Genomic DNA, 12,857 nt, shown 5'->3' with positions numbered 1-12,857 from the left:
TAGTTCTTCTTACTGTAAATACATATGGTGTCGGTAGTTACGGTGTCGATAACCGTTTACATGGAGCGATAGCGACATAGAGGATTTATGCGTTAGCATAAAGACTCGTTAATTATTTAAAAGATAGTAGTTTAGTTAAAAAGAAAGTAGTATAGTTCGTGTATCCGGTTTGACACCCCTAAGGTGTATACCATCTGACACCCCTTATCTTCAATTCCGCCTTAAACTCCTCGATTTCTCTGCGTGACATGTCTAGTAAAGTCTTTTCCGTACCGTCGGGCATTTCTCGGGGCTTTACTAATTCGTCGTCGTCGAATGGTGCTAATAACGATAATATTGTCAGTCCGACGTTCTGTATCCCCGGGGATACACTTCCGAACCTCTCTGCTACTTTTATAAACCGTGTAGCGTGGTTACGAGTAATCCCTAAATCACCCTCGCACCAAGTGTTCCATCCGCCTTAACTTCACGCAATTCCCGTACAGTCATTTCGTCTACCGTCTTTGTTTCTCCGCTGGATAGCGTATGCGTCTGTTCACGTTGCTCAGGCGGTAACGTTGCGATTTGGTACAAAACATTTACGCCTACGTTTCGGAAAGACGTCTTTCCGAGTTCTTCGTACACTTTTATAAACTGGTTTGCGTATTGCCTAGACATATCTAATTCTTCGCTACACCACCGCTCCCAATCTCGATAACCTTCAAATCCGTAATCTTGCGGATTGTCCCGCACTCCTTTAAGTCGGTAGCCAATTTCGAAAATAGCTTCGCCTGCTACACGCTGATATGCGTTAATCTCGGCTGTGATTACGTTTATATCGGTAGACAGCGTTTGTATTTCGTTTCCCATTCTGTTAATTCTCCTTTCGTTTTAGGCGTTCCCTTCTTGGCGTTCTTCTTCTGTTGTAGGCGGCGCTTCGTCTCGTTTCATTTGCGTGTGCGCTTTGCCGATTGAATAAGATCCGTCGAATACTTTCTCGTACAAGTCGGGACGCTTTTTCTTGACTGCTAATAAGTATTCTATGTTTGTTTTTCCGACACCTGACATCTGCGCTATTGTTACTGCTGTTTTACCAGTCTTAACGTAGCCCACTTCTGGGCTAGGTTCTAATCCACCACTTCCTCCTTCTGACATACGTACCTTCGCTTTCTGCTTTTCTTCTTCGTAATAAAGATTAATTACGATACAAGCACGTTGCCCCTTCGTTAAAGTATCTCGGTGTTTTTAACGTCTTTTTAGCCGTTCTATTTCTCGAATGATGATTTATATTACTACGATGCTAGCACGTCTAAATCGAAGGGTTTAGCAAGGTAAAACAAAGGCTAGAAACGTCTGCAACCGCCTCTAGCCTCAACTGGAACTGCGCACATTCCAAGTAAAATTCAATTCTATCTATAATAAAGTCGCCTGTATGTTTTGCTTGGTTAAACCGCTAAATACTGTTCTGCAATACTGATGAGTGTCTGTGAGCATCGCCAACTGCTCTGATGTATGTAGCGCAATAGAATCCGTCTAGAGCGCACCGTTGCCTTCACTCAGCGTTGAATCGTCTCCAATTTCCAACCGTCGTGGCGAGTAAGACGTGCCTTTACGTCTGCAACTTAAAAATCTTTAAGCTAAAACCTTAGGTGCTTGTGCAAGGATTGCTAGCAACTCGATAGGTTCTGCGGTATCCAATTCGGAGAAGATTGAGCGTGCTTCATCATCCCACTTGAATAAAATCTCATTATCACCGATGTATAGAATCGCATCATCTTCATATCCTGGTTGCTTAAATACTTCTAAATATACACCGTCAATAATCTGAGTTCTTTCAACTACGTAACTGTAGCTAGGTTCAACTTCGAAAATTTGTATTTGAGTAAACATTAGATAACCTCCTGATAATTTTTATTTCGGTACGCTTATGAGTACCACTTCTGTTATCATTATATGGTACGCTTTTGCGTAACGTCAAGTATATTTTAGGAGGAATTTTAAATGGCTAAGCAAGTAGTTGTTAAGATTGATTATATAATTGAAAAGTATGAGGTCGGCTCTTTGAGAAAGTTAGCGGAGAAATGCGATATAAGACACGCAGCACTTAGCGAAATGAAAACTGGAAAGAGAAAAAACATCAACTTTGGACATATCGAGAGAATCGCTGAAACATTTGGAATTGATGATATAACGGAGATAATCGATTTTGTAGAAGTAGACGAAGAAAAAGCGCTAGCCGATTAATTGGCTGCGCTTTATTAAATTTATCTAATTTTCTTTTACTTCATTCATAATTTTGTAAAATTTTTGATTAGAAAATTCCATAATCTTATAAATTTCTTTTTGTGATCGTTCTATTAAATCCATATGCTGCCTAATCATTCTTCGTGGTGACTCTAGACGCCAACCACCTTCTTCAAGACCTACTTCACGAATAGGCGCACCCTTTGATTGCAAACTATAAATTACCTTTCTGACTTCTTCTTGAGTGCTAGGAAATACACAATTAGTTAAGCTACTTGCTGTTGCAAAACCAACCTTAAAATAATCTTCTAGCTCCAACAGTATGCTTAACTCATTTTCAGTTAGTTTCAAGAATACCACACCTTTTTCTACACATTATATCATTATTTAGGTTTTATGACCGGTATCGTTTTTTCTAATACAGCTAGTACCCTCTTATCTCTCGATTTCTTCTTTCTTGGCACCGTAGGCAATCCATACCTTTCGCTTTGTTTCCTTACTCCATCGGCTATTTTCTGCATTTGTTCTTCTGTTGGCATTATTAAACACACTCCTTTTTATTAAAAATATGTAAAGCGTGCTGCATTCTATGCTCCAATAACCAAAAACACCGATATCTATTGTATATTGACGCTTGACAGAATCAACCGATTTTTCAACAGAATGGCTGATGAAATTAGGAAATCGGAGAAAGTTGTTACCTTATATCTAAAACTCAAAAAGAGTAATAGACATAAAGTAACTACGCGATCATTCAACGTCATGGAGATTTATTGAGGTTGCTCGTCGCCTTGTTTCGCAGCAGACTTTCGTCTGTCACACTCTTACACAATTATCGTCCTGCGTATGCGGTTGTCGTGAAGCTTGTCCGCATGAGTGCGATTACCCTGCCGTAACAGCCGATAATCCACCGCACCTTTTCAATTGGCAGATGCGCGCCTTCATCACAACCGCAAACAAGGAAACGGCTTGACCTGTGATATAGTCGTTTTTGTGCATCGGTACGACAAACCTTTCCAGTGTCTTTAACGTCTGTTATTGGGCAACCAAGACGGAACGAACCTATTTTTGACAATAGGAAAGCAGACCTTTGCATTTTACGTTTTTTCGAGGTAAAATGAAGGCATATCATCGCTCATATTAAGTTGTGAGTGAACACTTATGCTGGCTGGCATATTAGTGTTAATCGTATTAAGAGTCGTTAGTGCTGCGAACACTAGCGGCTTTTTTCTGTTTAAATATCCAAATTTTCAAGTGGACTATGCTGTCGATACTTCTTCATCACTTCCTTATCAGCGAAATCAAGATAGATTTGCGATGTGACCTCAACGCTGGCATGTCCCAGTAATCGAGATAACGTTGCTAAATCACCACCGTTTATTAAATACCTCTTAGCGAAATTATTTCGAAGTAAGTGCGGTGTTATTTGAAGGCCAACGTCTCGACTCCGAAGTCTAAACGAACGCTCCACGCCTTCTATACGATGTTTTGTACCTCGATTTGTCGGGAATAAGTAATTACTATCTGTATATCTATCTTTAAATGCAATCCAAGATTTTAAGTGATTACGAGTTTTCTGCGAGAAATAAACAAATCGCTGTTTTCCCGATTTAGTCTTCCTTAATAAAATTGCGTTACTGCGTAAATCAATATCTGATGGCACCACTTCTAAAATTTCGCCAATCCTAGCACCGCTATCAAAGATTAATCGAGCTATTACCCAATCACGGTATTGATCGAATTTAGTAACGTCGAAAGAACGGAAAAACTGTTTTAATTCATTATCTTCGAGCATAACTTTGATTTTTCGCTCGGGTTTAACATTCTTTAAATCCTTTAACGGATTGCTGCGAATAAGTTGCTCTGAATATAAATGCGAATAAAATGCTTTTATGTTACGTACATAATTCGCTATTGTCGTTTTACTCACCGGTTTACCAAAATCGACCCGTCGTTCTGGGTAGTTTACAGGCGATTCTACCGCACTTACTGTAAACTTACCTCTATCTTCGATTGAACGAATATAAGCTTGAATATGCTCTACCTTGACGCTTTTAACGTCATCTATTTCGAAGTTATCCAATAGGTACCTTGCGAATAATCTAAGTGTCTGTTCATACGATTTTAATGTTTTAGGTGACAGACCTTTCGCTGAACAATCGAGCATGTAGCGATCAATTTCTACTAAAAACGGATTTAAAGCCATAAAAAATACGCCCCCTTAATCAGTCGTAAAAAACTGTTTAAGAAGACGTTATAATTAACGTAATATAACTGTTTTATATAATAAGTTTACCGCATATTCTCCGCTAGCCTGTCGTCCACAAACGCAGTCATACCAACGTCTAGCTAGCCATCATATCAATACGAATTTTGTCAGCGATCATGGCGATGAATTCGCTATTTGTTGGTTTGGATTTCAAGTGATGGACTGTATAGCCAAACATTGACGAAATGGATTCATAATTGCCACGATTCCAGGCTACCTCAATGGCGTGACGAATCGCACGTTCCACGCGGGATGGTGTCGTATTAAATTTTTTAGCGATTTCTGGATATAAAATTTTTGTCACAGATCCTAATAATTCAATATCCTCAAAAACCATTTGAATGGCTTCACGCAAATAGGAGTAGCCCTTAATATGTGCAGGTACACCGATTTCTTTGATGATGGCTGTAATCGTACTGTCTAATTGATGCTGATTTAATTTTTGAGGTACTGTCGGTTGTAATACGCTTGTCTTTTTCGGAAGTGTCGCCTTCTGTCCAGCACAATGTAAAATCTTTTGTACCAATTGGTCGAATTCAAAGGGCTTTAGCATGAAATAAGAAGCTCCTAAATCCACCGCCTGTTTCATGACATCCTCTTGGCCAAAAGCCGTTAGCATAATGACTTGAATTGATGACATTTTCTCATTTTGATACATGGACTCTAATACAGCTAAACCGTCAAGATGAGGCATTATTATATCTAGAAGTAAAATATCTGGTGTAAATTCCTCAAGCATTTGTAGACATACTTTTCCATTTGAAGCAGTTGCAATAATTTCTATTTCGGCATGTCCTTGAAAATACTGCTCCATTGTTTTTAATAACTCACGATTATCATCTGCAATCGCTACTTTTACCTTTGTCATTTCAATTCCTCCTTCTGGACTTGCTTTGAACACCTCAAAGCGATAACCTAAACCCCTAAATGCCGTTTTTGGCACACTGTGGAATTTTCGACATTTTTGTTTTAAAAACCTTTTCTATTTCCAAAAATGAGTATGTAGTCCGATACTTTCTTTTAATATCGACAAGTTACGCTAAATGACGCGACTTGTCGAATGCTCTTATAACTTATTTTAGATAAATTTAGTAGATAAAACTACAGTTTTTTTAAATATCATGCTTTCTTCAGGAAATTATCGGAAATACATGTTGGATTCGATGAAATAAGGGTAAAAAATCCGTGTAGTTTCCCGCGGCTTTTGTCCTGCCTGGGGAAAATTAAACGGATTTTTACCTTTCATACCTTTTTATGAAGACCTTCTTAACATTTCCGCTACTGTTAGCGCTGCACCTTTTTTCGGCTCCTCCACAAACATATGTGTCACAGCACCGACAAAACGACCGTCTTGGATAATAGGACTGCCACTCATTCCCTGCAAAATGCCACCTGTTTTTTCAATGAGCTTCTCGTCAGATACTATAAATTCAAGGCGTTCATTTTCCACTTTGGTAATTTCTATTGAAAAGGTTTCCACCTTACTGCCTTCAATGGCTGTATAGATTTCAGCTTTCCCCGTTTTTATATCTTTTTCATGCATAATTTCTATCGCTTTGGGTAATCTTTGTTGATAACCGTCTTCCCAGCGGCCAAAAATACCATAAATAGTATTTTTATCTATACTACCTAGACGTTCTTGATGCTTTTCAATGGAGGAAATTTTATAGCCAGGTTGGCCTGGTGTGCTTTTTCGGATTTGCTGAATAGAAGCTAAAAAAATGGAGCCAGCTCTAAAAACAGGGGCTTCTTGTAGGGTTGAATCGACAATTTGATGACCTAATGCACCGTAATTTTTTGTCTCTGGATCAATATAAGTCAGTGTTCCTACTCCATCTGTTTCATCTTTTAAAAAGGAAATGACATGCTCTGCTTCTTGGTTTTGTAATTCCAATGTAATTTGTTGGCCTTCACTATTGATCGTCCATGTCTGTTGGCCATCTTTTGCCACAGCCTGCTTGGCATCAGCAAGAGATTTTACTGGTATATCGTTTATTTTTTCAATAACAGCGCCTCCTTTCATCCACTGATTGGAAGCTAACAGTACATCGTGTGCGACAAATACATGGGACAATTGAAGTTGAATTCCAATTGCTTCGCCCATTGGTATAAGCTTTTTGGCGGCTAAAGCTTGTATAGGCAACACTAATAAAAAGATGAGCATAGGCAAAATGACTAATTGACGCCAATGACGATTCATACGACACCTCCTTTTCATTTTTGTCTTTTTACTATGTGTTGTTGTGACGTTCTTATAAGCGGTAAATATTTGCGCAAAATGAAAAAAGCCAGAAACAGCTGAAACTGTTTCTGGAATAATGGTTATCGCATTTGTTTTTTTCGTTCATCTGCCATTTTTAAAAGCTCCGTGGCATGCTGTAGTGTCAACGCTGTAATTTCCGTTCCAGACATCATACGGCTAACTTCCTCTATTCGAGCATCTTGATCAATTTCTGATAAGGAAGTAAACGTTCGATCATGCTCGACTTCTTTTTTAATGAAGTAATGATGATCAGCCATCGCTGCAACTTGAGGTAAATGTGAAATACATAAAACTTGAGAATTAACAGAAATCGCGGCAATTTTCTCTGCAATCGCCTGCGCAACACGACCACTGACACCTGTATCCACCTCATCAAAGATAATGGAAGTAATTCCATTGGAAGAAGAGAAAATGGTTTTCAACGCTAGCATCATTCGTGATAATTCTCCACCTGATGCAATTTTCGGTAAAGACTTTGGTGGTTCCCCAACGTTTGTGGAAATGTAGAAGATAATTTGATCTTTCCCATTGGCATCAAAATAGGGTAATTCATCGAAATTGACAATAAATTTTGCTTTTTCCATATGTAATTCACGTAGCTCTGCCATAATTGCTTCACTCAATTGTTGAGCTGCAGCTTTACGTACAGTTGAAAGTTCACTAGCCAGCTCATTGAGTACAGCTTCCATCTCTAACACACGTCGTTCTTTCACCTGCAAAATCTCATCACGATTCAACAGCTCATTTAACTCGTTTTTAATTTTTTCATAATAAGCCAAGATCTCTTCCACTGTCGTACCATATTTGCGTTTTAAAGTTTGCAACAACGCTAAACGCTGCTCAACCTCATTTAAACGTGCAGGGTCAAATTCCAATTCATCTAACACATTTTTGACCTGATAGGCTGCATCCTGTAATGCATAAAACGCAGTTGTCACTGCCTCAGATGATTCTTTGAATTGCTCATCAACCGTTGCAGCATCTTCTAAAGCACCCATTGCTGTTCCGATCCAATCAAGCCCTTTCGTTTCGCCCTGAATGGCTTCATAGGCTGCACTAGAACGTTCAAAAATTTTATTAAAATTCATCAGACGACGGCGTTCGTCTAGAAGCTCGTCTTCCTCACCTAACTTTAAATTAGCTTCGTCCAACTCTTTAATTTGAAATTGATACAAATCGATACGTTGTGCCATCAACTGCTCATCAATGGATATAGAAGCTAAGTCTTTTTTGAGCAAACGGTATTCATCATATTGGGCGCGATAGTTTTTTTGAATCGGCGACAGCTCTTCTTCTGCAAACTGATCAAGCAAATTGATGTGCTGCTTTTCATCCATTAGCTCTTGATTTTCATGTTGGCCATGAATATCTATGAGACTTGCCCCAATGTCTCTTAGTACCGACAAAGGCACGAGCTTACCATTCACTCGGCAAATACTTTTACCGGTATCATTCAAATCACGACGTAAAATAATTGTATCTTCTTCTATTTCAATGCCTGCTTCTTCTAACTTTTTCAGAACAGGATGAACTGAACTCGAAATTTGAAATAAGCCACCCAATTCTGCTTTTCTTGCGCCATGACGAATAAATTCAGTGTTGCCTCGTCCTCCTGCAAGTAAATGCACCGCATCAATGATAATAGATTTTCCGGCACCTGTTTCCCCAGTGAGAACTGTTAAGCCTTCTAAAAAGCTGACAGTCAAATCCTCAATGATGGCAAAGTTTCGAATACTAAGCTCTCTTAACACAAATTGTCACCTCTAAATCAAATTAACCATTTTTTATAGCATGTCTAATAAACGATTTTTTGTATTTTCACGCTCATTTTCATTTCGACAAATAATTAAAATGGTATCATCTCCAGAAATTGTACCTAAAATTTCGGGCCAATCTAAATGGTCAAGTAGGGAAGCAATGGCATTCGCATTCCCAGGAAGAGCTTTCATGACTAAAAAATGTGATGCCCCATCAATACTTACAAAAGCATCCGCTAATGCACGATGTAATTTTTGGACTGGATTGAAACGTTGATCTGCGGGTAGGCTATATTTATAACGCCCATCCTGTAATGGTACTTTTACTAAATGAAGCTCTTTAATATCTCGTGATACAGTAGCTTGTGTCACATTATAGCCTGCTTCTTTTAAAAAATCGACTAAATCATCTTGTGTTTCAATTTCATGATTGGCGATAATATCCCGAATCCGTATATGTCGTTGTCCCTTATTCAACGAAATCACCTCTTATAAATAATTGTATATGTGTATAATCACACTACCATTTTCAACAAAAAAGCACAAGAAAAAACACGGCTCTATAAGCGAGCACGTGTTATTTTAATGAATTATGCGCTTCTTCAACGAGTGCATTAAAAGCTGTATATGCAGGTAGCACTTCTTGTCCAATAGGATTCACTAAATGGAATAAAAATTCAATATTTCCTTCTCCACCTGTGATTGGAGAGAATGAAGCATCTTTTACTACAAAACCAACCTCAGTTGCCATTGCAGCCGTTTTTTCCAAAACTTCTAAATGTACTTTTTTATCACGAACAATTCCTTTTTTACCTACTTTATCTTTCCCAGCTTCAAACTGAGGTTTCACCAATGCCATAACATCCCCGCCTGGCAGCAATAATGTTTTTAATACTGGTAAAATCAGTGATAACGAAATAAAGCTAACATCGATTGTTGCAAAATCAGGTAAACCTTCTGATAAATCAGCTGCCGTTGTGTAGCGAAAATTCGTTTTCTCCATTACTGTCACTCGTTCATCAGAGCGAATTTTCCATGCTAATTGGTTCGAACCAACATCTAGTGCATAGCAATGTCTTGCACCATGTTGTAAGGCACAATCTGTAAAGCCACCTGTAGAGGAGCCAATGTCAAGCATTAGCTTCCCTTCTACAGACATATCAAAAATTTGTAGCGCCTTTTCTAATTTAAGGCCTCCACGACTCACATATTTTAAATCTGAGCCCTTTACTTGTAGCGGTGCATCGACGGCAATTTTCTCGCCTGCCTTATCAATTCGTATTTCATTTGAAAAGACAAGGCCTGCCATAATGGACCGTTTTGCTTTTTCTCTTGTTTCACATAGTCCACGCTCTACAAGTAAAATATCTACACGTTCTTTTGGTTGTTTTGTCATTATTTATTCAAACCCACTTGCTGTTTTTGTTGAAGTAATACATGCATACGTGCAACCGTATCTTCTGCTGTCATATGAATTTCTGCGAGTAGCTGATCTACGTTACCATGCTCAATATATTGATCTGGAATGCCCATTCGATCAACTAGTGCATTTAAATAGCCGTGGTCATGAGCAAACTCTAATACACCACTACCAAATCCACCTTGTAGAACAGCTTCTTCAATTGTTAAAATCGGTTTTTGACTAGATAATATACGGTGTAGCATATCCTCATCCATCGGTTTGATAAAGCGTGCATTGACCACTTCAATATCGATTCCTTGTTGCGCAAGCATTTCAGCAGCAGCCATTGCCATTGGAATCGTTGTTCCAAATGTCAAAATAGATGCATCTTTCCCCTCACGTAAAACTTCCCAGCTACCAATTGGTAAAGCTATAAGCTCATCATCTAATGGCACACCAATTCCATTACCACGTGGATAACGAAGTGCAATAGGACCACCATCATAATCAATTGCTGTTTTTACCATATGTTGCCCTTCATTCTCATCCTTTGGCATCATAATTGTCATGTTTGGAATATGACGAAGGAAAGCAATATCAAATACACCTTGATGTGTTTCCCCATCTGCTCCCACTAAACCAGCCCGATCAATACCAATAAAGACATTTAAATTCGGGCGAGCAATATCATGCAATACTTGGTCATATGCACGTTGCAGGAACGTAGAATAAATCGCTAAAAATGGCTTCATCTTTTGCGTAGCTAATCCTGCAGCCATCGTTGCCGCATGCTGCTCCGCAATCCCTACATCAAAGAAACGATTTGGGAAGTCCTTTTGAATACCTTGTAGCTTTGAACCTACAGGCATGGCAGGTGTAATCGTTACCACTCGCTCATTTTCATGAGCAATTTTACGAACCGTCTCAGCAATTAAACTACTCCAAGCTGGTCCAGTAGTCTCAGACTTCACAAAGGCACCATTTTCAATTTTATAAGGACCTGTTCCATGCCAATTTCCGATTGTATCATCCTCGGCTGGTTTATAGCCCTTTCCTTTTTTCGTAATAACATGAACAAGGACTGGCCCTTTTACTTTTTTCGCATGTGATAATGTCATTTCAAGCGCTTCAAAATCATGTCCATCAATTGGACCAAGATATTTAAAACCTAGCTCCTCAAAAAACACACCAGATACTACTAAATATTTTAAGCTATCCTTTACGCGTTCAACAGTAGAGGCAAGCTTTCCACCTAATACTGGAATCTTATTAATAAGTGATTCCAGCTCTTCCTTGGCTTTTGAATACTCCTTGGCTGTACGTAGACGACCTAAAACATTGTGTAATGCGCCAACATTTGGTGCAATCGACATTTCATTATCATTGAGGATGACAATCATATTTGTTTTTGCATGGCCAATATGATTTAATGCCTCAAGTGCCATACCACCTGTTAAAGCCCCATCACCAATAATAGGGATAACAAAGTTGTTTTCTTTTTTTATATCACGTGCTGCTGCCATACCCATGGCTGCTGATAAAGATGTCGAGCTATGACCTGTTTCCCACTCATCATGTTCACTCTCCACGCGCTTCGGAAATCCACAAAGCCCTTTGAACTGACGTAGTGTGTCAAATTGACTCGCACGACCTGTTAAAATTTTATGCACGTAAGCTTGGTGGCCAACATCCCACAAAAACTTATCTTTAGGACTGTCAAACATTTTATGCAGCATCATCGTTAACTCAACTACGCCTAAATTTGGCCCGATATGCCCACCTGTGACAGAACATTTTTCGATTAAGAAGGTACGAATTTCTTGGGCAAGCTGCTCAAGCTCCTTCTTATTTAAGTTTTTTAAAAAGGATGGACTAGTTATTTTATTTAAATCCACCTTTCTCACACACCTTTTCAATAAAATATTCACCGCAATTGTGTTTCCACCATTATAGCAGTGTTATCAATATGCTAAAAGTACGAGCACTTCATTGTTTACATATTGCAAACGTTCCCACCTATTCTAGCATATTCTTTTCCTTCAACGCCTTGATTTTCTCTTAGTTTTTACGATGAACTATATAAGCAGCAAAGTCACGTAATAGGCTGACATCTATTGGTAATTGATCGAGTGCGTTAATGGCATGTTGATAATGCTCAGCAAGCTTTTCTTTTGCTCCCTCTAGGGTTAAGAGTGCTGGATAAGTGCTTTTATCACTAGCGACATCTTTTCCAGCTGTTTTTCCTAGTTCTTCAGTCGTTCCCTCAATATCTAAAATATCGTCTTGAATTTGGAAAGCTAAACCAATATGGTGCGCATATTCTTTCAATGTAGCACGGTCTTGTGCTGATACATCTGCAAGTACGGCTCCCGCTTCAATACTAAAACGCAATAAAGCACCTGTTTTATTGACATGGACTTGTTCCAATTCAGCTAAATTAAGCTGACGTTGCTCCCCTTCCATATCTAGTACTTGACCACCAACCATGCCTTCTGCACCTGCTGCAACGCTTAGCAACTGGACAAGCTCAATACGCTTTTCAGCAGAGATATCCATGCGTGCTAAAATGCCAAATGCCAGTGTGTTTAATGCATCACCAGCAAGCGTAGCCAGCGCTTCTCCATAAACTTTATGATTTGTTGGCTTGCCTCTTCTAAAATCATCATTATCCATGCTTGGTAGATCATCATGGATTAAAGAATATGTGTGAATGATTTCAATAACCGAACCGACAATCAAACCGTCCTGAAGATTTTTACGGTAAAGCTCTAGTACCGCTAACACAAAAAGCGGACGAATTCGTTTACCCCCTGCCTTTAATGAATAAAGCATGGATTCCTTTAAATCTGCTGGTGCATCAATTTGTTCAACAAGTGCAAACATCGTCTCTTCAATTTGTGGTGTATTGCTTTCAATAAAGTACTTTAATGGCTCATTCATTTC

The 12,857-nt window shown here is 38.9% G+C and carries 14 protein-coding genes; 1 reads left to right on the top strand and 13 read right to left on the bottom strand.

The genetic code is table 11. From position 1 onward, the window contains the following. Positions 1 to 426 precede the first annotated feature (426 nt). From BFM98_RS00125 to BFM98_RS00115, 3 genes are all read right to left on the bottom strand, one after another. Positions 427 to 849, bottom strand: a complete 423-nt coding sequence (locus tag BFM98_RS00125) for a DUF3102 domain-containing protein (RefSeq protein WP_066036200.1) — start codon at positions 847 to 849, stop codon at positions 427 to 429. Between the two features lie 21 nt (positions 850 to 870). Beyond that, positions 871 to 1,134, bottom strand: a complete 264-nt coding sequence (locus BFM98_RS00120) for a hypothetical protein (protein ID WP_066036199.1) — start codon at positions 1,132 to 1,134, stop codon at positions 871 to 873. Between the two features lie 477 nt (positions 1,135 to 1,611). Further along, complete coding sequence (locus tag BFM98_RS00115) at positions 1,612 to 1,869, bottom strand: hypothetical protein (protein WP_066036198.1); 258 nt, start codon at positions 1,867 to 1,869, stop codon at positions 1,612 to 1,614. Between the two features lie 111 nt (positions 1,870 to 1,980). Between BFM98_RS00115 and BFM98_RS00110 the strand changes: the two genes are divergently transcribed. Beyond that, positions 1,981 to 2,223, top strand: coding sequence for a helix-turn-helix domain-containing protein (locus BFM98_RS00110; RefSeq protein WP_066036197.1), 243 nt, complete (start codon positions 1,981 to 1,983; stop codon positions 2,221 to 2,223). A 24-nt stretch (positions 2,224 to 2,247) separates the two neighbouring features. On the opposite strand, the gene BFM98_RS00105 is transcribed toward BFM98_RS00110, so the two are convergent. The 10 genes from BFM98_RS00105 to BFM98_RS00065 all read right to left on the bottom strand — a co-directional run bounded on the left by BFM98_RS00105 (position 2,248) and on the right by BFM98_RS00065 (position 12,854). After that, the gene (locus BFM98_RS00105; RefSeq protein WP_066036196.1) at positions 2,248 to 2,574 is read right to left on the bottom strand and encodes a hypothetical protein; all 327 of its coding nucleotides are present in this window, start codon (positions 2,572 to 2,574) and stop codon (positions 2,248 to 2,250) included. Between the two features lie 32 nt (positions 2,575 to 2,606). After that, the gene (locus BFM98_RS23740; RefSeq protein WP_175400688.1) at positions 2,607 to 2,762 is read right to left on the bottom strand and encodes a hypothetical protein; all 156 of its coding nucleotides are present in this window, start codon (positions 2,760 to 2,762) and stop codon (positions 2,607 to 2,609) included. A 695-nt stretch (positions 2,763 to 3,457) separates the two neighbouring features. Continuing rightward, positions 3,458 to 4,429, bottom strand: a complete 972-nt coding sequence (locus BFM98_RS00100) for a tyrosine-type recombinase/integrase (RefSeq protein ID WP_066036195.1) — start codon at positions 4,427 to 4,429, stop codon at positions 3,458 to 3,460. Positions 4,430 to 4,568: 139 nt separating this feature from the next. Then, positions 4,569 to 5,360: a sporulation transcription factor Spo0A gene (gene spo0A, locus BFM98_RS00095; protein ID WP_016993890.1), complete on the bottom strand. Its 792-nt coding sequence runs from the start codon at positions 5,358 to 5,360 to the stop codon at positions 4,569 to 4,571. 384 nt (positions 5,361 to 5,744) lie between these two features. Then, positions 5,745 to 6,692 (bottom strand): SpoIVB peptidase S55 domain-containing protein, encoded by a 948-nt coding sequence (locus BFM98_RS00090; RefSeq protein WP_048392300.1) that lies wholly within the window; start codon positions 6,690 to 6,692, stop codon positions 5,745 to 5,747. 122 nt (positions 6,693 to 6,814) lie between these two features. Then, entirely contained in the window at positions 6,815 to 8,506 is a 1,692-nt protein-coding gene (gene recN, locus BFM98_RS00085) for a DNA repair protein RecN (protein ID WP_054549167.1), read from the bottom strand. 33 nt (positions 8,507 to 8,539) lie between these two features. After that, the gene (gene ahrC, locus BFM98_RS00080; RefSeq protein WP_004231170.1) at positions 8,540 to 8,989 is read right to left on the bottom strand and encodes a transcriptional regulator AhrC/ArgR; all 450 of its coding nucleotides are present in this window, start codon (positions 8,987 to 8,989) and stop codon (positions 8,540 to 8,542) included. 100 nt (positions 8,990 to 9,089) lie between these two features. Further along, positions 9,090 to 9,908 carry a TlyA family RNA methyltransferase gene (locus tag BFM98_RS00075; RefSeq protein WP_004231167.1) on the bottom strand — a complete coding sequence of 273 codons (819 nt, stop codon included), beginning with the start codon at positions 9,906 to 9,908 and terminating at the stop codon, positions 9,090 to 9,092. Then, positions 9,908 to 11,809, bottom strand: coding sequence for a 1-deoxy-D-xylulose-5-phosphate synthase (dxs, locus tag BFM98_RS00070; RefSeq protein ID WP_048392297.1), 1,902 nt, complete (start codon positions 11,807 to 11,809; stop codon positions 9,908 to 9,910). Before dxs ends, BFM98_RS00075 begins: the two co-directional genes overlap by 1 nt. Before the next feature lie 163 nt (positions 11,810 to 11,972). Beyond that, positions 11,973 to 12,854, bottom strand: a complete 882-nt coding sequence (locus tag BFM98_RS00065) for a polyprenyl synthetase family protein (protein ID WP_066036194.1) — start codon at positions 12,852 to 12,854, stop codon at positions 11,973 to 11,975. Positions 12,855 to 12,857: the final 3 nt, after the last annotated feature.

The organism is Lysinibacillus sp. AR18-8, from assembly GCF_001705465.1.
Classification (GTDB): domain Bacteria; phylum Bacillota; class Bacilli; order Bacillales_A; family Planococcaceae; genus Lysinibacillus; species Lysinibacillus capsici.
Note: the sequence above shows the minus strand (reverse complement) of the source record. Positions and strands in the feature narration are given on the sequence as shown.